The organism is Gardnerella sp. DNF00476 (assembly GCF_049262735.1).
Classification (GTDB): Bacteria; Actinomycetota; Actinomycetes; order Actinomycetales; family Bifidobacteriaceae; genus Bifidobacterium; species Bifidobacterium vaginale.
Map to the genome: position 1 here is coordinate 1634222 of NZ_CP058401.1, position 19424 is coordinate 1653645.

Annotated in this window: 25 protein-coding genes; 21 read left to right on the plus strand and 4 right to left on the minus strand. The window is 38.2% G+C overall.

Annotated elements, in window-relative coordinates; translation table 11 throughout:
- Position 1: 1 nt before the first annotated feature.
- The 21 genes from def to HXT25_RS06655 all read left to right on the plus strand — a co-directional run bounded on the left by def (position 2) and on the right by HXT25_RS06655 (position 15137).
- Positions 2–490 (plus strand): peptide deformylase, encoded by a 489-nt coding sequence (gene def / locus HXT25_RS06555; RefSeq protein ID WP_004115099.1) that lies wholly within the window; start codon positions 2–4, stop codon positions 488–490.
- Positions 491–760: 270 nt separating this feature from the next.
- Positions 761–1561 (plus strand): 30S ribosomal protein S2, encoded by an 801-nt coding sequence (rpsB, locus tag HXT25_RS06560; protein ID WP_004111661.1) that lies wholly within the window; start codon positions 761–763, stop codon positions 1559–1561.
- A gap of 29 nt (positions 1562–1590) precedes the next feature.
- Positions 1591–2442: a translation elongation factor Ts gene (gene tsf, locus HXT25_RS06565; protein ID WP_004117867.1), complete on the plus strand. Its 852-nt coding sequence runs from the start codon at positions 1591–1593 to the stop codon at positions 2440–2442.
- A 176-nt stretch (positions 2443–2618) separates the two neighbouring features.
- Positions 2619–3368 carry a UMP kinase gene (gene pyrH / locus HXT25_RS06570; protein WP_004111656.1) on the plus strand — a complete coding sequence of 250 codons (750 nt, stop codon included), beginning with the start codon at positions 2619–2621 and terminating at the stop codon, positions 3366–3368.
- 102 nt (positions 3369–3470) lie between these two features.
- Entirely contained in the window at positions 3471–4025 is a 555-nt protein-coding gene (frr, locus tag HXT25_RS06575; protein WP_004111654.1) for a ribosome recycling factor, read from the plus strand.
- 34 nt (positions 4026–4059) lie between these two features.
- Positions 4060–5100: a phosphatidate cytidylyltransferase gene (locus tag HXT25_RS06580; RefSeq protein ID WP_004115096.1), complete on the plus strand. Its 1041-nt coding sequence runs from the start codon at positions 4060–4062 to the stop codon at positions 5098–5100.
- Between the two features lie 90 nt (positions 5101–5190).
- Positions 5191–6126 carry a prolipoprotein diacylglyceryl transferase gene (gene lgt / locus HXT25_RS06585; protein WP_004115095.1) on the plus strand — a complete coding sequence of 312 codons (936 nt, stop codon included), beginning with the start codon at positions 5191–5193 and terminating at the stop codon, positions 6124–6126.
- Positions 6127–6190: 64 nt separating this feature from the next.
- Complete coding sequence (gene rpe / locus HXT25_RS06590) at positions 6191–6856, plus strand: ribulose-phosphate 3-epimerase (protein WP_004111648.1); 666 nt, start codon at positions 6191–6193, stop codon at positions 6854–6856.
- A 101-nt stretch (positions 6857–6957) separates the two neighbouring features.
- The gene (locus tag HXT25_RS06595) at positions 6958–7560 is read left to right on the plus strand and encodes a CDP-alcohol phosphatidyltransferase family protein (protein WP_004115092.1); all 603 of its coding nucleotides are present in this window, start codon (positions 6958–6960) and stop codon (positions 7558–7560) included.
- A 42-nt stretch (positions 7561–7602) separates the two neighbouring features.
- Positions 7603–8634, plus strand: a complete 1032-nt coding sequence (locus HXT25_RS06600; protein ID WP_422118819.1) for a DUF881 domain-containing protein — start codon at positions 7603–7605, stop codon at positions 8632–8634.
- Positions 8635–8645: 11 nt separating this feature from the next.
- On the plus strand, positions 8646–8978 hold the full coding sequence (locus HXT25_RS06605; protein ID WP_004111642.1) for a small basic family protein: 333 nt from the start codon (positions 8646–8648) through the stop codon (positions 8976–8978).
- 1 nt (position 8979) lies between these two features.
- Positions 8980–9882 carry a DUF881 domain-containing protein gene (locus tag HXT25_RS06610; RefSeq protein ID WP_004115091.1) on the plus strand — a complete coding sequence of 301 codons (903 nt, stop codon included), beginning with the start codon at positions 8980–8982 and terminating at the stop codon, positions 9880–9882.
- Between the two features lie 18 nt (positions 9883–9900).
- The gene (locus tag HXT25_RS06615) at positions 9901–10341 is read left to right on the plus strand and encodes an FHA domain-containing protein (RefSeq protein WP_004111634.1); all 441 of its coding nucleotides are present in this window, start codon (positions 9901–9903) and stop codon (positions 10339–10341) included.
- Positions 10341–10865, plus strand: coding sequence for a MerR family transcriptional regulator (locus tag HXT25_RS06620; protein WP_004138040.1), 525 nt, complete (start codon positions 10341–10343; stop codon positions 10863–10865). Before HXT25_RS06615 ends, HXT25_RS06620 begins: the two co-directional genes overlap by 1 nt.
- A 166-nt stretch (positions 10866–11031) precedes the next feature.
- Positions 11032–11196 (plus strand): hypothetical protein, encoded by a 165-nt coding sequence (locus HXT25_RS06625; protein WP_410310710.1) that lies wholly within the window; start codon positions 11032–11034, stop codon positions 11194–11196.
- A gap of 14 nt (positions 11197–11210) precedes the next feature.
- Entirely contained in the window at positions 11211–11414 is a 204-nt protein-coding gene (locus HXT25_RS06630; RefSeq protein ID WP_421791385.1) for a hypothetical protein, read from the plus strand.
- Positions 11415–11568: 154 nt separating this feature from the next.
- Positions 11569–11943, plus strand: a complete 375-nt coding sequence (locus HXT25_RS06635) for a hypothetical protein (protein ID WP_422118820.1) — start codon at positions 11569–11571, stop codon at positions 11941–11943.
- 28 nt (positions 11944–11971) lie between these two features.
- Positions 11972–12925, plus strand: coding sequence for a hypothetical protein (locus HXT25_RS06640; protein ID WP_116437129.1), 954 nt, complete (start codon positions 11972–11974; stop codon positions 12923–12925).
- A 2-nt stretch (positions 12926–12927) separates the two neighbouring features.
- Positions 12928–13218 (plus strand): hypothetical protein, encoded by a 291-nt coding sequence (locus HXT25_RS06645; protein WP_422118821.1) that lies wholly within the window; start codon positions 12928–12930, stop codon positions 13216–13218.
- The gene (locus HXT25_RS06650; protein ID WP_422118822.1) at positions 13215–13913 is read left to right on the plus strand and encodes a zonular occludens toxin domain-containing protein; all 699 of its coding nucleotides are present in this window, start codon (positions 13215–13217) and stop codon (positions 13911–13913) included. The genes HXT25_RS06645 and HXT25_RS06650 overlap by 4 nt, the downstream gene beginning before the upstream one ends.
- A gap of 144 nt (positions 13914–14057) precedes the next feature.
- Positions 14058–15137 carry a protein rep gene (locus tag HXT25_RS06655; protein WP_421791391.1) on the plus strand — a complete coding sequence of 360 codons (1080 nt, stop codon included), beginning with the start codon at positions 14058–14060 and terminating at the stop codon, positions 15135–15137.
- Positions 15138–15182: 45 nt separating this feature from the next.
- Here the strand turns inward: HXT25_RS06655 and HXT25_RS06660 are convergent, their stop codons facing one another.
- From HXT25_RS06660 to HXT25_RS06675, 4 genes are all read right to left on the minus strand, one after another.
- Complete coding sequence (locus HXT25_RS06660; RefSeq protein WP_014554580.1) at positions 15183–15881, minus strand: HAD hydrolase-like protein; 699 nt, start codon at positions 15879–15881, stop codon at positions 15183–15185.
- Positions 15882–15926: 45 nt separating this feature from the next.
- Entirely contained in the window at positions 15927–16274 is a 348-nt protein-coding gene (locus HXT25_RS06665; RefSeq protein WP_004111625.1) for an RNA polymerase-binding protein RbpA, read from the minus strand.
- 90 nt (positions 16275–16364) lie between these two features.
- A complete protein-coding gene (locus tag HXT25_RS06670; protein WP_116772874.1) occupies positions 16365–19004 on the minus strand; it encodes a DEAD/DEAH box helicase in 2640 nt (879 codons plus the stop codon).
- A 54-nt stretch (positions 19005–19058) separates the two neighbouring features.
- The gene (locus tag HXT25_RS06675; protein ID WP_004111620.1) at positions 19059–19424 is read right to left on the minus strand and encodes a hypothetical protein; all 366 of its coding nucleotides are present in this window, start codon (positions 19422–19424) and stop codon (positions 19059–19061) included.

The following is a 19424-nucleotide window of genomic DNA, read 5'->3' on the forward strand; positions in this document are numbered from 1 at the left end:
TGTGACTATTAGACAGATTCGCATTGTTCCAGATCCTGTTCTTCGAACACCATGTGATCCAATTCGTGAGATTACTCCAGCAGTTAGAAATCTCGTAGAAGATTTATTAGAGACTGTAAACGATCCAGGAAGAGCAGGTCTTAGTGCAAATCAAATAGGTATTAGCCTTAGAGCGTTTTCATACAATATTGAAGGTCATATTGGCTATATTCTCAATCCTGTTATTGAAGAATTGAGTGGTGAACAATATGGGGATGAAGGTTGCTTGTCCGTTCCAAGATTATGGTATAAGACTCGCAGGGCAGATTATGCTAGGGCTAAAGGCATTGATTTAGACGGTAAAACTATTGTTCTAGAGGGCAAGGGTTTAATGGCTCGTATGATTCAGCATGAGTGTGATCATTTAGATGGACACGTTTATTTGGATCGTTTAGAGAAAGATGTTAGAAAACAAGCTTTGCGCCAACTTCGTAATGGATTATCTAAATAATATCTAAATGAGAACTAGCAACAACTATAGTATTAGTTTGTATTATTTATTTAGTATTAAGCGTCTGATATGATTATCTTTTGCGTGTCCATTGAGCATGAATGTTGTCGCGTTATATGATTGCTCGTTTTTTATTGTCTACTCGGATACGCGAATACGCGCCATGTACGCGTCCGTTCGTGTCGGTCGGCTTGGATTTAGACATATGTTATCCAAGTTGCATGCGAACAGGCATGGCCAGGCAAGAACCGACAAGAAAGGTATATAGATATGGCACAGATTACCATGAGTGAAATGCTGAAGGCAGGTTTGCACTTCGGACATCAGACTCGTCGCTGGAATCCAAAGATGAAGCAATTTATTCTAACCCAGCGCAATGGTATTCATATCATCAATTTGTTCAAGTCGCTCGACATGATCGACAAGGCTTATGACTTCATTAAGCAGACTGTTGCTCACAACGGTACTGTTTTGTTCGTGGGTACCAAGAAGCAGGCTCAAGAAGCTGTGCAAAATCAGGCTACTCGTGTGAACATGCCTTACGTGAGCGAGCGTTGGCTCGGCGGTATGCTGACGAACTTCCAGACTGTTTCCACTCGCGTAAAGCGTCTCAAGGAACTTGAGGAAATGGACTTCACTGATGTTCGTGGATCTGGTTTGACTAAGAAGGAGCTTTTGCTTCTTGAACGCGAAAAGGACAAGCTTTCCAAGCAGCTCGGCGGTATTCGCAACATGAACCGTACTCCTTCGGCAATGTTTGTTGTTGATATTAACAAGGAAGCTTTGGCCGTTGAAGAAGCTCACAAGCTTGGTATTCCAGTTGTGGCAATCGTTGACACCAACACTGATCCAGACTCTGTTGAGTATCCTATTCCAGCAAATGATGATGCAATTCGTGGTGTCGAGCTTCTTACTAGCTTGATGGCTGACGCTGTTGCAGAAGGTTTGCTTGAACGTGCTGGAAAGGGCGCAAAGTCCGAAGGTTCTGACGCTCAGCCAATGGCAGCATGGGAAAAGGAACTACTCACTAAGGAAACTGAACAGTCTGAAGACGAAGCCAAGGCTGAATAAGTCTGTTGGCGGTTAATGAGGAGAACAAAATGGCAGCAATTACTGCAGCGTTGATTAAGCAGGTGCGCGAAGAAACTGGCGCTGGCATGATGGACGTTAAGAAGGCTCTTACCGAAGCCGAAGGCGATGTAGCTCGCGCTAAGGAAATTATCCGTGCTAAGGGCATTCAGGCCGCTGGCAAGCGTGAAGGTCGCAAGGCTCAGGAAGGAACCGTTGCTTCTAAGGTTGTTAAAACTGCAGAAGGTGAAACTGGCTATGCAGTTGAATTGAATTCCGAAACCGACTTTGTTGCTAAGACTCCAAAGTTCGTTGAATTCTCCGAAACTGTGTTGAACAATGCTATTGAAGCCAATGCTTCTAGTGCAGAAGAGCTTCTTGCAGCTAAGGCTGGAGATGCTACGGTTAAGGAAGAAGTAGAAGAAGCAGCAGCATTGTTTGGCGAGCACGTTAAGGTTGGGCAGATTGCCAAGATTAGCGGTCCTCACGTTGAGGTTTATGCTCACAAGAAGTCCGTTGAATTACCTCCAAGCATTGTTTCTATGATTGCTACCGACGAAGCGGGCGCTAAGGTTGCTCACGAAGCTGCTTTGCAGATTTCCGCTATGGGCGCTCAGTGGCTTCGCCGCGAAGATGTTCCAGCAGATGTGTTGGAGTCTGAGCGTCGCGTTGCTACAGAAAAGTCTTTAGCTGAAGGCAAGCCAGAGAAGATTGTTCCAAAGATTGTTGAAGGCCGTTTGAACGCCTTCTTCAAGGAAACCGTTCTTCTTGAGCAGTCTTATGTCAAGGATCCTTCCAAGACTATTGGAGATTTGTTCAAGGAAGTTGGTGGCACTGCTTTGGCTTTCGCTCGCGTTGAGGTTGGCAAAGGCTCTGCTGAATAATTTTTAAGCGAAAGCTTATTAAAAATTCATAAAACAAGAATGGGTTTGCGTGATAAGTCATGCAAGCCCATTCTTTTAATTTATACATTATAAAATCGTGTTTTGCTGTGTCGTCATTGAAAGATATCATGGCAAAGATATGCTTGCGTTCGCCGTTATGACTGGAGGAAAGTTTTATGACTATCGCACAAGCGGGGGAAAGCAAGTCTCGTAGAGTTTTATTGAAGCTCTCGGGAGAAGCATTTGGCGGTGGAGCCGTTGGTATTGATACTCATGTTATTCGTAGAATTGCTGGAGAAATTGTAAAAGCAGTGCATGAAGGCGTGCAAGTTGCAATTGTTGTTGGCGGCGGAAACTTCTTCCGCGGAGCAGAACTTCAGCAGGCTGGAATTGATCGTAGCCGTGGTGACTATATGGGTATGCTCGGTACTGTTATGAATTGCTTGGCTTTGCAAGATTTTCTTGAACAAGCAGGGCAGGCAACGCGTGTGCAAACTGCTATAACAATGGGTCAAGTTGCAGAACCTTATATTCCACTTAAGGCAATTCGACACCTTGAAAAGGGTCGTGTAGTTATTTTTGGTGCTGGTGCTGGAATGCCATATTTTTCAACCGACACTGTATCTATTCAGCGATCTTTGGAAATACATTGCGATGAGGTTTTGATGGGCAAGAATGGTGTAGATGGCGTTTATAGCGCTGATCCACGGAAAGATAAGAACGCGAAGAAATTTGTAACGTTAAATTATCAACGTGCTCTTGTCGATGGTCTTGCTGTTATGGATGCTTCTGCACTATCTATGGCTAGAGATAACAAGCAGAAGATTCGCGTATTCGGATTAGAGGGTGAAGGAAACGTCACTAGAGCACTGGTTGGTGAGGAAATCGGAACTTTAGTTTCGGATGCTGAACCTACATTTGCTTAAATATGCGAATATTCATAATTTGAATATTTAAAATTTAATAAACATGAATAGATAGTTAAATAATAAATTTTAAAATTGGCACATACCGATAAAGGAGAATACATGCCAGCGATTATCGATCAGGCTCTTGAACAGATGAACAAGTCTGTGGAAGCTACTAAAGAGAACTTCATGGGTATTAGAACTGGACGTGCTAATCCTGCTCTTCTTAATGGCATTATGGTTGACTATTATGGTGCTCCAACACCTATTAAGGCTGTTGCTTCTATTGGTGTTCCAGAGCCTCGCACTCTTTCTGTAACTCCTTTTGATGCTTCGCAAGCTAATGCTGTAGAAAAGGCTATTCGCGATTCAGATTTAGGAGTAAGCCCTAATAGAGATGGAAATGTAATTCGTGTTACAATGCCAGAACTTACAGAAGACCGTCGTAAAGAATACGTAAAACTTGCTAAAACAAAAGCTGAAGAAGGTAAGGTTGCTGTTCGAAATATTCGCCGTAAAACCAAGGAGAATATTGATAAGTCTGTAAAAGATGGTGAAATCGGCGAAGATGAAGGAGAGCGCTTACAAAAAGAGCTTGATAAAGTTACGAAGCAAGTAACTGATTCCTTAGATGCTTTGCTTGATGGCAAGCAGAAGGAAATAATGGAGGTCTGATTCTTCAGAAACTTTTAGGTTGAATGGGTGTCGTATGAATCAAGAAAATCTTGGAGAATTGTCTAACAAAGCTGATTTGTTAACTAATAACAATTTAGTCGGTAATAATAAGTCGGCAAAATCTGATTCTTCACATGAAAAGACCATTAACGGCACCCATGATACTTTAGACGATATAAATCGTCGTACTGGCAGAAATATGCCTCAGGCTATAGCGACTGCGATTTTATTGGTTGCTGTGATTGTTGCTTGTCTTGTAATTAGCATCGATACTTTTGTTATTCTTTTAACCATTTTTATGGTTCTCGCGTTGTGGGAGTTGCATGTAGATTTTGCTACGGCAGGTTTCAGGATTCCATTTCTGTTATTGTCTGTTTGTTCTGTAATCACTATTCTTTCTGCTTTTTATGCAAGATGGCATACTGTTGCTATGGCTAGTGGCATAACAGCATCATTGCTTTTAACTGTTGTTTTTGCTACATTGAATAGCACTGTTTCGCAAAGGACTTTACGCGCTGTAGAAAAAAAGCTCCAGCATCCTACATCATCTAAAAGTGCAAAGGCAAATACTTTCACTAATACGGCAGTCTCATTGTTTGTTGTATTGTATATTCCTTTGCTTGCCTCATGCATTGTTTTGTCTTTAACAAATACTAAGTATGCTATAGCGCATGCGATGCTGCTTGTGTTTCTACCAGCTTTAAGTGACACTGGTGGTTTGTTTGCTGGTGCGTGGCTTGGTAAGCATAAGCTCTCTCCTCGTATTTCTCCTAAGAAATCAATAGAGGGTCTTTTAGGGTCAATGCTTTTTGCTTTGATAGGTGCTTACGCTATCATATCTGGCTTCTATGGATCTTCTTGGATAAAATTCTGGTGGATGCCAGCAATAATGGGTGTTGCATCAGGCATGGTTGGTACCTTTGGTGATTTATGTGCTTCAATGCTTAAAAGGGATATTGGTATTAAGGATATGGGGCATTTGCTTAAAGGTCACGGTGGCGTTTTAGATAGAGTGGATTCTATTCTGCTTTGTGCGCCTGTTCTTATGGCATTGATTAAGGTTGTAGCGTTCTAATTTATAGGTAATATTTTAGATATTAATCGTTTGTTTTGTCATAAAAACATTACAAGTAACCGTCATGGTTTTCTACTAACATGAGGATTTATGACGATTTGTTCTATTCCTAGTCCTAGTATTTCTCAGATTACATTAGGACCTATAACGTTAAGATTTTATGCTTTATCAATTCTTGCTGGTGCACTTGTTGCAATGTGGATTACCACTCGTAGATGGAAACGAGAAGGCGGAGATTTTAATCAGATATTAGATGTTGCACTGGTTAGTCTTCCGTCAGGAATAGTTGGAGCACGTCTTTATCATGTTATTACCACTCCCGAAAAGTTCTTTGGACCTAAGGGAGATTTGTTGGAGATATTTAGAATTTGGAATGGTGGCTTAGGAATCTGGGGAGGAGTAATCCTAGGATCTATTGCTGCAAGCGCACTGTGTACCTATAAAAAATATCCAATAAGCTTGCTTGCAGATGCAGCTGCACCTAGCTTGCTTATTGCACAAGGTATAGGGCGGTTAGGTAATTGGTTTAACCAAGAACTTTATGGTGCTCCAACTACTTTGCCATGGGGCCTAAAACTTAATTATTCTGCTGCAAATGCTATAGGACACAGTGAAAGTTGCTACGATGGTCTCACATGCCCAGAGGGTACTCTGTTTCACCCTACTTTCTTATATGAAATGATTTGGAATTTTGCAGGCGCAGCCTTGCTTATTTCTTTCGGCAAAGTTCTTAAGAGAAAACTTAAATCTGGATCTGAGTTTGTTCTTTACGTAATGTGGTATACGGCAGGAAGAATGTGGATTGAGTCTTTAAGGATTGATTTTTCACATACTTTTCTTGGAGTAAGAATTAACGTATGGGTTTCTATAGTTATATTTATTATTTCAATTATTGTTTTTATGATTTTGCAAAATACCCACAAGTCACGAACAGATCTTGTGAATCGTCTTATTGATATAACTGCAGATGAACGTGAGCGTGAATCTCAATCTAATTCAAATATTAAAACAAAAAGATTATCCTAAAATATTCTTAAATAATATAGATATTTTGTTTTTCTAGTCGCTTGCTTTTCTTAGAATGGAACACATGAATATACAAATAGCACCTAGCATTCTTTCTGCAGATTTTTGCAATCTTGAAAGAGATCTTATAGCAATTTCAAATGCTGATCTTGTTCACGTTGATGTTATGGATCATCATTTTGTACCGAATCTAACTTTAGGGGAGCCGATTGTAAAACGCATTTGCGAAGTTACTAGTCTTCCTGTAGATGTTCATTTGATGATTGAGGATCCTGATCGTTGGGCTCCAGAGTATGCAAAACTTGGTGCTGATTCTGTGAGCTTCCATATGGGTGCCACTCATGCGCCTGTTCGTCTTGCTCGTCAGCTGCGAGACATGGGTTGCAAAGCTTGTTTTGCAGTCCGCCCAGCTGAGCCAGTTGAACCTATTTTCGATATTCTTGATGAATTCGATATGATTCTTATTATGACTGTTGAGCCTGGTTTTGGTGGACAAAAGTTCTTGAGCAATCAAATGGGTAAGGTTCGTCGTTTACGTGATGAAATTACTCGTCGTGGATTGGATACTCATATTCAGGTTGATGGTGGAGTAAGCCCTTCTACAGCTGCTATAGTCGCAGAAGCTGGTGCTGATGTGCTGGTTGCAGGATCTGCTGTTTATGGAGCTGAAAATCCATCAGCTGCTATTGATTCTATTCGTAATATTGCGCAAGAGGCTTGGCGAGCATAAAACTTTTATTGGGGCATTTTTAGAATAATGCCCCAATATTTTATATATGCAAAATAGAATACGATTGATAAGTCTTTTAAATTGTTTTTAAGGAAATAGGTATGGTTAAGTTCATTTCTAATCAGGAGTACAGTCCTGAAGCACTTGATCGAGTTTTTACTGTACCTAATGTGATTAGTTTTCTGCGTATATGTTCTATACCATATCTTGCCATTTTGATTGCGCAAAATAAAATGGGGGTTGCTCTAATCGTTCTTGCTATATCTGCTTTTTCAGATTGCGTTGATGGTTATATTGCTAGAACTTTTAATCAGGTTAGCAAATTAGGGCAGATTTTAGATCCTGTTGCAGATAGGCTTTTAATAGCATGCAGCATTTTAGCTTTAGCGTTTGCCAAGATTATACCTTGGTGGGCGTTGGCTCTTGTTGTTTTGCGAGACATAGTAATGGCTATTTTGATTGTTATTCTTGCACAATATGATTATGGACCTTTACCAGTGAATTTCATGGGTAAAACTGGAACAGCATTATTGATGATTGCTATCGTATTATTTATGATTGTTTATGCTGTTGCTACTGAACCAATGCTTATTTTGTATGCTGCAGCGATAGCTTGTGCAATTTGGGGAATAACACTTTACTGGTTTGCTGGAGTATTGTATTGCATTCAAGCCTATAAGCTATTAATAAAAAAGTTTAAATAAGGATTATAAGTATTATAAACTGGTTTAAATAACGGACATATTATGGTGCAAAAGACTTCTAATCTAAATCATGATGTGAATAACACTGATAATAGTGTTATTCCAGAGTCTTTTCCTGCTCCAACCGTTATCTTATTTTCAAAACGCAGAGCAGTTTTTTCCAAATCTGTATTTGCTCTTGGTCCTCATCATGTGACTAATTCAAGTTATAACTTTTCTAACCATAATGAAAAAAGACGTCGTATTGAAGACTATTCATTACGCTTAATTGACGATTTAAGCAATAGACCAGTGGATCCTCTTTTTATGGATTCCCGTCTTAATAAGCAGAATGTTAGTAAGATTAATCTCTGGATTACTAGAATAATTGTCTTTATTATTTGTGTTGCTCTTGGTACTGTGGGAAGCCAATTTGTGCGAAAATTGCATACGGATTCTCGTAAAGCCATACGTTTATCGTTAGCTAACGAGCTTACTTCTCAGGCAAGCCGTTTTGACAATCTTGTTAAAGATGTAACTAGATTGCGTGCTAGTGTAGATCGTGAGTCAAAAAGAATTAATACTCCTTATGAAAATCAAGTTGATAAATCTGACAATATGACGAATGGTACACATGGCGTTGTAGGGTCTGGAATTGTTTTAACTATTGCTAATCCTATTTCTACAAACAATGACGTCTCTAGTGGCAACATTCCTAGAGAAATGGCTAAAGGAGAAAGAATTAGGGTTGTTACAGATAGAGATATTCAGATTTTTGTTTCCATTCTTTGGGATGCAGGCGCAGAAGCAATATCAATAAATGGTCATAGAATTGGCGCTCAAACGTCCATCCGTACTGCTGGGTCAACTATTCTTATAGGTGTTAATCAGACTCAAAGCCCTTATATGATTGAGGCTATTGGAGACAGTTCTAGTCTTATTGAAAAGTTAAATTCTCAAAAGCGTTCTCCGTGGTTTGTTTCTCTTAGCGACGCAGGTATTAATCCGCAAATTTCTAAGTCAAATACGCTTAAACTTTCTGCTGCGGGAACTGGTGAAATTAATTTTGCAAAAGAATTATTGAGTAGGAGATAGGAAAATAGGTTATGACAGCTGTTCTTGGATTGATTTTAGGTGCGCTTATTGGGATTGTTGTACATCCTGATATTCCAGTAGTTATTCAACCTTATCTGCCGATTATGGTTCTTGCAGCCTTGGATGCTCTGCTTGGAGCTGCTAGAGCTTATTTTGAGCGTAGTTTCTCTGATAAGGTGTTTGTTATTTCATTCTTTTCGAATGTTATTGCTGCTACTCTTTTAGTTTTACTCGGAAACCAACTTGGAGTTGGAGCACAATTGCAAACTGCTGTTATTGTTGTATTAGGAATACGAATCTTCTCTAACGTTTCTGCAATACGTCGTTTTATATTTAGAGGCTGATATGCGTCACCCATTTTCTAATACATCAAAAAATAGCATAAAGAACGACAATTTAGACGATACTTTTGATAAAAATGTTGACAAAAATATTGATAAAAATATTGACAATATCGTCAGAAAATTGCATCGTCAGCATGCTAAAGATCGCGAAAGTGATCGTACACAAACAGGTTCTTTCCCGATTGTTAAACGAAAAAATAAGCCTTCATTGCAAGGTCATATTACGCGTACTCGTATTTTAACTGGCTTACTTGTTATGCTTCTTTGTGCATTGCTTGGATTTGCTTATATGATTCAAGTTAATAGAAGTACACTTGTATATCAGACGATGAGTGAGGATGAGCTTACTCGTTTAATTACAGAAACTAATTCGCAAATACAAAATCTAGAGCAGCGAAAGTTTGAGTTAACTAGCCAGCTTAATTCTTTAAAAGCATCTGTTAACAAACAGGAGGAAGCTGCTAGGATTGCTAAGCAGAATTCTCAGACGAGTGGTTTAATATCTGGTCGTCTTCCAGCTGTTGGTAAGGGAGTAATTATTCACATTACTGCTGGAGAAAAAGAGCGTGTGGATGCTGCTACAATGTTTCAACTGCTTGAAGAGCTTCGTAATGCTGGAGTGGAGGTTATGTCTGTTAACGACATACGTATAGTAACTTCTAGCTATATTTCTGACACTAAGCATGGGTTATTGTGTGATGCAATTGAGATTAATCCTCCATATGTTGTTAAGGCTATTGGCGAGCCTCAGAATTTGCAAAACGCCGTAAATATTGCTGGGGGAGTTGGGTCTAGATTAAAAGTCAAATTCGGTGCTTCCGTATATGTTTCAACGCCTGAAGAGGTTGAAATTCGCTCGACACGCGAACCAAAACAGTATCAATATGCAAAACCGGTCGAATAAGAAGGTAAAATAGCAATTATGACTGAACCGATTCCTACTGCTGGCGAAACAACCATTATTGGTATGCCAGCTATTACCATTCCAATAAACTCTAATGCAGATCGTCCTCTTAGGCAGGATGATTTAGATACTATAGCAAAGCTGCTTCCTGGTACCGCTTTACTTATTTCTACACGTGGAGCAGTTTCTGGATCGCGTTATTTACTAGATGAGGACGTCGTTTCTGTTGGACGAGATTCTAGAGCTGATATTATGCTAGACGATTCTACTGTCTCTAGAGCTCATGCTGTTTTTCGTAGAAATGGTACTGTTTTTAGCATTGCTGACGCTGGAAGTCTAAATGGAACGTATGTTAATCGTAACCGTGTTGATGAAGCTATTCTTCATAATGGTGACGAAATTATGATTGGCAAGTTCCGATTAATGTTCTTTACGTGTGACGCTGTTACTAAACGATAATGACTTTTGAAAACTCTCCTGAAGATAGTGCGTTGGTTGATTCTTTAAAACATGATCATCAGCCAACGCAGGGGGAACTGTTTTCGTTTTCGGATGATGAAGAGTATTCCACAGGATACCGTGGAAGCGTTGCTATGAATATCGCTGGTATTACATATAGACAACTTGATTATTGGGCTCGTAAACACATAATTGAGCCTTCTATTAATCCGTCTCATGGTTCTGGGTCTCGTCGTTTATATTCTTTTAAAGACATTGCAATTATGGCGGTTTCTAAGCGACTTTTAGACGCTGGAGTAAATCTTACTAATGTGACTACTGCTATAGTGTTTTTAAATTGTTTTAGTGTAAAGCATCTCGAAAATATGACCATAATTTGCGATGGTCAATCTGTTGTGGAATGCGATAGTAATCAGGAAAATATGCGAGATATGCTTGAATGTGGCACAGCTGTTTTTGCTATAGCTGTTGGTCGTATTGTTAAACAGGTTAAAGCTGATTTAGACTCTGCATTATCTAAGTAAATTTCTAATGTATTTGTATATTTTATCCCTAAAATATATCTAATCTGACATAACGTACATTATCGGATATTGTCGTCGTTGGCTTAGTTCTCGTGGTTTAACACTATATCTCAATCTTAAAGATGTTCCAAAACTAAAATCTAGATAATTGAAAGGGGGTGATTAAATGACTGATGTTAATGCTACTTTGCGACTTGTGCATGCAATGTCTAAGGCGAATAATCCTTATGATTATGTTGCTGTTATTGTTGCTGGTCAAGAGATTTCTCGTCTTTTTTTGAAACCTCTTGAAGTTAAGTATTTATTTGATTCTAAAAATGTTGTTATTTAGTAAGGAGTTTTATTATGTATTCTGCACAAATTTTAGCTGATGCTTCTGGTATGGCTGGTTGGATTGCTTCGTTTCAAACTGCTTGGAATACTGGAGCAATGTGGAATGAGCTAACTGCAGCGGGTGCTCTTATTGGTCTTGTTGTGGTTTTTTCTTTTGGTTACCGTATTATCCGTAAATTGGTTAAAGGCGTTTCTAAAGGTAAAGCTAATATTTAACGTTTATTGTTGTCATTGGATAAGCTATGTATGATTTTCAACCTTTTTATGATGTTATTGTTGAGTTAGGAAAGACGCTTGTTCCGCTTGCCGTTCCTGCTATTTGTACATGGCTTATCCTTTCCTGGATTTTTGATTTATTGTATAGATCATAATGCGTTTTGTTGATTCTCGTAATACTAAAGGTTTAAGTAAGCCTGTTTATGGTGATTCGTTTTGTATTGTTGATACAAATCGTTTGTTTTCTTATCGTGCTGGTGATTGGTCATCGAGACGTAAGTATGCTGTATATGTTAAGGCTGGTGTAAGTGCTGATGAGTGGTTTTTATCTTCGTATGCGCAAACCTATGATAGTCGTTCTCCTTGTGAGAATTATGAGACGTATTCGGTACAAGTGCAGCCCTCTACTCATTTTTTTACGGCAGAACTCGTTACTGATGCTTTGTTATGTACGACGATTATTTGTTCGATTGTTTGGATTATTGTGCGTCCTATTTTTCCTCGTCGTTTGCGTTCCGACCGTCGCTAATGCTTCTATTAATACTCCTGTTGATAGCGTGCCCATTAATGGTAACATTACTGTTTCTAATGGTTCTCTTTCAAATTTAGGTACTGGTGCGGTTGCTTTAGCTCGTGGACAAATTATGTCTATTGATGCTATTTATCCCGTTGGTTTGCAAGCTGGTGATATTGTTGCTGTTTCGATTCATCAATTGAATTCTGATACTTCGTTTGGCGTGAAGTGGGGTGCTTTATCGAATTATCCTTATTCTTCCCTTTTACAGGTTGATGTTGCTGCTAAGACAGCGTATTTTAAGTGTCTTTCTTCTTCTTGCGCTTTATCGTCTGTGGCTAAGCTTCAAAATGATGCTAATTATTTCATTACTGCTTTTCGTATTCGGGGTGATAATCTTGCTGATATTAAGGCGTATTTGGATCAGTTTAATAATTGGTTTTCTACGCTTTCTAATCGTCTCATTAATGTGAATGATACGCTTGCTGATATTCGTTCTAAAATTGATGGTATTTTTACTTGGTTTCGTTCAATTAATGATTATCAAGATATACGCACTGGTAAAGTTTTAACTGAATTACATAAGTTAGAAAAGTTGTTGAAAGATCAGGAGCGTGATCGAGAAGAACAGAAGAAAAAAGAACAGCAAGCTAATGCTGATGCAGAAAAAAAGAAAAATGAGTTTTCTAAGAAGAGTGATAATGATACAAAAGCTGAAAATAATGTTAGTAAGCTTTCTTCGCTTTTTACGAATCTTTTTACTACATCTCCTAAACCTCCTAATATTAGTGCATCATATAATGGTGTAAAATTGGATTTTGATTTTGATGCTATTCCTGCTCCTCCTGCATGGCTTATTGCGTTAGAAGCTCTCCCCCTTTTTTATATTTCTTTACGTTGTTTTGCTAAATTGCTTCGTCTAATGCCTGAGCTTGTGCGTGCTTGGCGTGAGCGTTCTATGTCTTTGAGTATGGTTTTTGATTTCTTAGGAGTGTAGGTATGCTTGATTTTGTTCGTGTTGGTATTCGTACTGCTGTTATTACTACTATTTTTGTGGCACTTGGTGTTCTTCTTGCTGGTTTGTTTAAATTATTTTCTATTATTCCGTTTCCTGATGTTTCGCTTGTTACTGATGCTTTTAGTATTGCTTTTTGGTTTCTTCATCGTTTTGCGCCACCGCTTGTTTGGACAATACTTTTTATTTCTGCTTTAATTGTTTTTAAGTTTACTGTGTATGTGGCGTATTTAGTTAATCTTGCAGCTAGTTGGGTTTTGGAGATATTTCAATGAAAATAGATTTTGAGTCTTTTAGACATAAGTCACCTAAAGCTTTTACAGGTTTTCCTACAGGAACGCGCGTGTATAAGGGTTTTCAAGGATCTGGGAAGACCTTGAGCATGGTACATTATGCGCTTAAAATTTTAAAAGATTATCCGGATTGCATATGCTATAGTAATATTATTATTAATCATCCACGTGTAAATCTGTTTTTTACGAATGATGAATTAGAAAACATTCTTAATATGACCGTTGGTGATAAAGGGTTATTACTTCTTCTTGATGAAGCGCATCTATTTTTTAATAAGAAACGTGGTATTAGTCTTGATTTTCTTGCTGCGATCTCTCAACAACGTAAAAATCGTTTCCATATTGTTATGTCCTCACAAATATGGGAAGAACTTGACATTAGTTTACGTAAACAGGTAAAAACAATTGTTAATTGCCATAGCTTATTACGTACTATTATCGTTAATGATGTATCAGATGGTGAAACGCTTACTTACGATAAGCTCGAAGGCGCATATGTAGCTAAAAAATTGTATACGTATGTTTTTCATATGACAAAACGAGAAACTTCACTCTATGACACATACCAGCGTATCGCACGCAATGACGAATACTCACACACTTCTACACGCTCTACAGACTCGCCGTCAGCCGCAATTCAAATCAACCTTCCCAAACACGTACTTCGCCGTGCGTAAAAATTAGACCGTCCGAACTGTTCGCACAGTACTGTGCGAACAGTTCGAGACGGCAAAATAATACTGCAACCATTGGTTGCAGTATTATCATAATTTTTTTATAATAGATATCATAATAAATATTGCTATATAAGGATAATTGAAATGACAGTAAATATCAAGTCTCACAAGCTTCGCCAAGCTCTTGGTAATTCGGAAAAAGCTTTCAATATGCTCTGGTCTTTACGCTCTACAATGCAGAAGATTGCAACGAAGCATACGTTGAAAGACTGCGGTCACGTTATTCGAAATGCTGCTGCGGTTCAAAAAGTAAGATCAGACGGGTCTGCCACATTCGGTGGTCTTTCTACATGCTCGAATGTGTGGTGTTGCCCTGTATGCTCAGCAAAAATTTCACATTATCGTGTTGAACAACTAAAAGTTTTGGTTGACTGGGCTAAGCGCAATAACTACGTAGTGAGCTTATTGACATTGACTCAACGTCATCATAAAGGCGATAATCTTGCTGATTTATGGAAAAATATCAGTGCTGCATATGCTCGCTTGCAATCTATGTCTGGCTTTATGAATTTTCGTAATAATATTGTCGTTGGTTCTGTAAAAGCTACAGAAGTTACTTATGGTGACAATGGTTGGCATGTTCATTTTCATATTCTTTTTATAACTACTCGAACTTTTGAAGGTTATCACTGTAATAAACGTGGTGAAACTATTCGCGATTATATTGCAGCTAAGTTTGGTTTATTTCTTCAAAAATTCGGTGGTGACTTTATCGCTGCGTCTGGTGGCATGGATTGGCAAATTTGCAAAGACGGCACAGAACGCATAGTCGCCAAATATGTCAGCAAAGTTCACGGAGATATTGCTAAAGAATTAACTTTAGGTAACTTCAAAAAAGCTCGCGTTAAGTCTTCTCGCACTCCGTTTCAGATACTTGCTGATATTCAAGAAGACAACTTTCAAAACAAGCAAGATATAGCTATTTTTCGTGAGTATGAGAAAGCTAGTCATTACAAACGACAAATGCATTTTTCACACGGTCTTTTTGACATGCTACCACTAGAAGATTTAGACGACGAACAAATCTTAGAACAGCGCAGTGATCGTGATACACTTTTCTTCATCTCAAAAGACGATTGGGAAGTCATACGCGAAGACGGTACAGCTCCCCAATTACTCGCTTTTGTTGAGTCTACAGATGACGTAAGAGACATTATCGGATAAATACTCATATATTTTTTAGCACGAAAAACAAATAATATTTCAAAATTATTCAAAATACTCATTAATGGCATTATTCAAATCAGAAACACTGTCGATAATACGATATGCTCCGTGAGTTTTAAGCTCACCAGGCTCGGCATAACCCCAAGAGCAACCCAAACAATCAATATCGCATGCTAAAGCGCCATCAACATCCGTCCAACGGTCGCCAACCATTAAAGCACGATCCCGTAAAGGATTGAATCCAATATTTTCAAAAACATAGCGAATAACTTGATCTTTATTAATCCTAGACATATCTTTGCTAGCACCATAAATACCATCAATCAAGTTTGTCAATCCAAAATGATCACAAATTGGTTTAACTTGATATTCAGGCTTGCAAGATGCAGTAGCAAGATAATAACCAGACTTTCGTAGCAACTTAAGCTGTTCAGGAATGCCATCATAAACTTTGTTCAAAAAATTCCCAGTAATCATATCGCCATTTGGATTATCAGGATCTATAAAAGTTGCAACTTCGGAATAATATTTCCTATACAATTTAACGCCTTCAGATTGCAATTCTTTAGGCATATGATTCCTCTGAAAAGATTCAAGTATAGACGGTCCAACAAAACGCAACATTTCAGTATCATCAGGTATCTGCATACCAAGATCAGACATCGCTTTTTTAGCGCACGCAATAATACCAGTATGCGATTGTGTTAAAGTACCATCTAAATCAAGAAGAACAACTTTCATGACAGCTTATTTCCCTTAGAAGTGTTTTGTTTGTAAAAATAATTCTCACTCGTAATCAGGAATCCAACCCTCATGATGCATCTTTAAACGCTTATCAAGTAAAGCTTTAAGCTCTTCTTCACTTCTACGCTCTAAAAGCATATCCCAATGCGTACGAGCTGGCTTATTAAAATCATCATCTGGTCTGTCTGCATCGCCTTCCTTATGTGCTAATGCACCACAACGGCATTCCCACTCTTCAGGGATCTCGGCACCTTGAGCAAATGGAAGAATCGTTCTGTGACCCTTAGGGCATACATATGCAACATCGTTACGAGCAGCGAAATCAACATTATCGTCGGATTCCAATGATTTAGCTCCAATGCTCATTCCACGTAAACTGCGCTCTGCCATAATATATTATTCTCCTTTTTGTTTTCATTATAAAGCTAGCGAATTGCACGGACGATACACAAAGGTATACCATGGTATATCAATAACATATCAAACATCACAATAAGCAACTACCCCGCGATTAATAAGTTTAGCTGCTTCATAAGCATTGTGAGCTAAAGAATCATCTACGTTAGGCAATATTTTCAAATATTCGCTAGCAACAGCAAGTTGATTAAGTAAGTCAATAAGTCTTTTTGCAAATCTGACAAAATCGCCACCAGTTATGTCAGTATTTTGCAATATGTCGAGTAAATCAGCACCTTGAGCCCAATCATAAATCATATCGATTGCACCAAAATCAAGAGGTCTTAAAGCATCAAGATGATTATTCAAGCACATATCACTTATACGAATAAATAATTCTTTCATCTTTAAAACTGTATTGAATACAGGCGCATTTAATCCTCCAGGATACCTACGCGGCTCTCCCCCAGCAGGACCCCTAGATTCATACACTAATGCAGATAAACAAGACAATAATTGAATAGGAGTTAGATTATTAAAAATTCCTTCACAAATTGATTGAGCAAAAACAACATCAAGCTCGTTGTAAAGTCTACGAAGCAACTGACCCTTGTCTGTTAACACTAAAGCATCGTTCGTATTTTTTAAATAATCTAATCTACAAAGTACTTCACAAATACTATCAAAACATCTTGCAACTGAGCCAGTACGAGAATTATAGCGATCCTTAACCTGATTTAGTTCACGCATTTCTCGAGCCCAATAATAACCCCAGTGTAAATGTTCTTGAATATCTGGGCATCCTGCACAAGGATGGTTACGCTCCTCGTTGCGTAAGGTATCGATAGTTTTATCTAATTCTTTAAAAGCTTTAGCACGTTCAACTTCACTAGCAAATATTGTGTGCTTAAGTTTTCTGCGCTGATCATGTTGAGCATCTTTAAGACGCATTCTAAGAGTCATAAACTCAGAAAAATCACCTTGAGTGCAATGAAATGCTTGTTCGTAGCCGTTAATAGCTTCTTTAAGATCCTCAATACGACTTAAAAGCCTTTGAGCAGAAGCATTGGCTTCCCATTGAGCAAAAGAACTGCTTAGAGTTATGCGAGCAGTTTTAACATCACTATTATTTAGGAGATTAACAGCCATGTTGAATGTAGGAACAAAGCTAGAATGAAGAGGATACACACGTTTACTAGACAAGGATGCAGCCTTAGAAGGATCAAAATCAGGATTGTCAATTAACACTGCATGACCAATATCATCTATGCCACGTCTGCCAGCGCGACCAGTAAGTTGTGTGAACTCACCAGGAGTTAGCGGAACGTGACCTGTACCATCAAATTTAACAAGTTTTTCAACAACAACACTTCTCGCAGGCATATTTAAACCTAAAGCAAGAGTTTCTGTAGCAAAAATAACCTTAATAAGACCGCGTTCAAAAAGCGTTTCTACAATATGGCGAAAAATAGCAATCATACCAGCGTGATGAGCTGCAAAACCTTGTTCAAGAGCATACCTAAAACGCTCAAATCTAAGTGCCTTTAAATCGCTTTTGCTTAGCTTATTTTCCGCAATCATAGAATCAACTATTCTGCGAATTTCATACATTTCTTCATCGCTAGTAAGAGATAATCCAGCGTTTAAACATTGTTGAACAGCCTGATCGCATCCTGAACGAGAAAAAATAAAATATATTCCTGGTAGCATATCAAGGTAATCAAGCTCATCTATAACAGCCCACCTTTTAGGGGTGTGTCTAACAGCAACTTCTCCCCTATTACTTTTAGATGAATTAGAAAACTTATTCTTAGAAAACTTGCCTTTGCTAAAACGTTTATTTACATTACGATAAGATGCTTTACGTCGTAAAGAGGCATTCTCCCATTGAGTGATTTTTCTTGTTAAAGCAAGATTTACATGATTGGTGCTATTACCATTTTTATCAACATCATATAAGTTAAGTAATTCAGGCTCTGTGCGTCCATCCTTTTGGATAATAACATGTCTTTCAAGTGGAACAGGACGATGCTCATCTACAACCAAATGTGTTTCTCCGCGCACAGAAGAAATCCATGCACTAAAATCTTCCACATTAGAAACAGTTGCAGAAAGGCCAATAATCTTAACGCTCTGAGGAAGATGAATAATAACTTCTTCCCACACAGCACCCCTGAACTTATCTGCAAGATAATGAACCTCATCTAAAACAACAAATCCAAGAGATTTAAGAGTAATTGAACGTTCATAAAGCATATTGCGTAAAACTTCTGTAGTCATAACAACAATATCAGCCTCTGGATTAACCGAAGTATCTCCAGTTAAAAGTCCAACTCTATCTATTCCATAAACTTCACAAAAATCATGATATTTTTGATTACTTAAAGCCTTAATAGGAGTTGTGTAAAATGTTTTAACTCCACGATTTACGCCTAGAAAAACAGCAAAATCAGCAACAACAGTTTTACCTGCTCCAGTAGGAGCTGCCACAAGAACATTATCTCCATTTTCCAGTGCATCAATTGCTTCTGCTTGAAAATCATCTAAATCAAAACTTAAAGATTGTTCAAATTTTGCAGCCATAGTTCGAGAGTGCTCAATAGTTTGCTTAAACAAATTAAACCGTTCAGCTGGAGATAAAGGAATTTCAGAATCATTCTTGTAATCGTTTGAATCAACAAGAATATCATTTTTCTTTTTCTTGCGATATGACGTCTTAGACATAAAAAAGTTTAGTTCTTTCTTCTTAAATCAAAATAATTTTAAGTTCGCAATTCACTAAGATTCTTTTGACTCTTTAAAATTAGGATTATCAATATCTTCTTGACGCAACGACTTTGTATTCCAATTTTGCCAAATGGACTTATGGGTTTCTCTTATACGATTATGACGATCATTAACCTTAATTCGAGTATGCTCGTATCTACGTGCCGCATCCTTTATAGGACGAGTGAATAGCGGGCTTGTATCATTATCTAAAGAATCATTATTGTCTTGAAGTCTTTCAAAGCAAGAAGAAACTTTTTCAAGAAAACTTGAAGAATTTTCAAAAATCCTAAAAGCATTTCTAATAGCGAAAACAGTCCCGCATGCAATCATACAAAGCATGAAAAGCGTAATAATAACCCAAATCCACCACGGCAT

Excerpts from the sequence above, each read along its gene's own strand:
- rpsB (WP_004111661.1), top strand. The coding sequence starts at position 761 with ATGGCACAGATTACCATGAGTGAAATGCTGAAGGCAGGTTTGCACTTC.
- tsf (WP_004117867.1), top strand. The coding sequence starts at position 1,591 with ATGGCAGCAATTACTGCAGCGTTGATTAAGCAGGTGCGCGAAGAAACT.
- pyrH (WP_004111656.1), top strand. The coding sequence starts at position 2,619 with ATGACTATCGCACAAGCGGGGGAAAGCAAGTCTCGTAGAGTTTTATTG.
- frr (WP_004111654.1), top strand. The coding sequence starts at position 3,471 with ATGCCAGCGATTATCGATCAGGCTCTTGAACAGATGAACAAGTCTGTG.
- HXT25_RS06580 (WP_004115096.1), top strand. The coding sequence starts at position 4,060 with ATGAATCAAGAAAATCTTGGAGAATTGTCTAACAAAGCTGATTTGTTA.
- lgt (WP_004115095.1), top strand. The coding sequence starts at position 5,191 with ATGACGATTTGTTCTATTCCTAGTCCTAGTATTTCTCAGATTACATTA.
- rpe (WP_004111648.1), top strand. The coding sequence starts at position 6,191 with ATGAATATACAAATAGCACCTAGCATTCTTTCTGCAGATTTTTGCAAT.
- HXT25_RS06595 (WP_004115092.1), top strand. The coding sequence starts at position 6,958 with ATGGTTAAGTTCATTTCTAATCAGGAGTACAGTCCTGAAGCACTTGAT.
- HXT25_RS06600 (WP_422118819.1), top strand. The coding sequence starts at position 7,603 with ATGGTGCAAAAGACTTCTAATCTAAATCATGATGTGAATAACACTGAT.
- HXT25_RS06605 (WP_004111642.1), top strand. The coding sequence starts at position 8,646 with ATGACAGCTGTTCTTGGATTGATTTTAGGTGCGCTTATTGGGATTGTT.
- HXT25_RS06610 (WP_004115091.1), top strand. The coding sequence starts at position 8,980 with ATGCGTCACCCATTTTCTAATACATCAAAAAATAGCATAAAGAACGAC.
- HXT25_RS06615 (WP_004111634.1), top strand. The coding sequence starts at position 9,901 with ATGACTGAACCGATTCCTACTGCTGGCGAAACAACCATTATTGGTATG.
- HXT25_RS06620 (WP_004138040.1), top strand. The coding sequence starts at position 10,341 with ATGACTTTTGAAAACTCTCCTGAAGATAGTGCGTTGGTTGATTCTTTA.
- HXT25_RS06625 (WP_410310710.1), top strand. The coding sequence starts at position 11,032 with ATGACTGATGTTAATGCTACTTTGCGACTTGTGCATGCAATGTCTAAG.
- HXT25_RS06630 (WP_421791385.1), top strand. The coding sequence starts at position 11,211 with ATGTATTCTGCACAAATTTTAGCTGATGCTTCTGGTATGGCTGGTTGG.
- HXT25_RS06635 (WP_422118820.1), top strand. The coding sequence starts at position 11,569 with ATGCGTTTTGTTGATTCTCGTAATACTAAAGGTTTAAGTAAGCCTGTT.
- HXT25_RS06645 (WP_422118821.1), top strand. The coding sequence starts at position 12,928 with ATGCTTGATTTTGTTCGTGTTGGTATTCGTACTGCTGTTATTACTACT.
- HXT25_RS06650 (WP_422118822.1), top strand. The coding sequence starts at position 13,215 with ATGAAAATAGATTTTGAGTCTTTTAGACATAAGTCACCTAAAGCTTTT.
- HXT25_RS06655 (WP_421791391.1), top strand. The coding sequence starts at position 14,058 with ATGACAGTAAATATCAAGTCTCACAAGCTTCGCCAAGCTCTTGGTAAT.
- HXT25_RS06660 (WP_014554580.1), bottom strand. The coding sequence starts at position 15,881 with ATGAAAGTTGTTCTTCTTGATTTAGATGGTACTTTAACACAATCGCAT.
- HXT25_RS06665 (WP_004111625.1), bottom strand. The coding sequence starts at position 16,274 with ATGGCAGAGCGCAGTTTACGTGGAATGAGCATTGGAGCTAAATCATTG.
- HXT25_RS06670 (WP_116772874.1), bottom strand. The coding sequence starts at position 19,004 with ATGTCTAAGACGTCATATCGCAAGAAAAAGAAAAATGATATTCTTGTT.
- HXT25_RS06675 (WP_004111620.1), bottom strand. The coding sequence starts at position 19,424 with ATGCCGTGGTGGATTTGGGTTATTATTACGCTTTTCATGCTTTGTATG.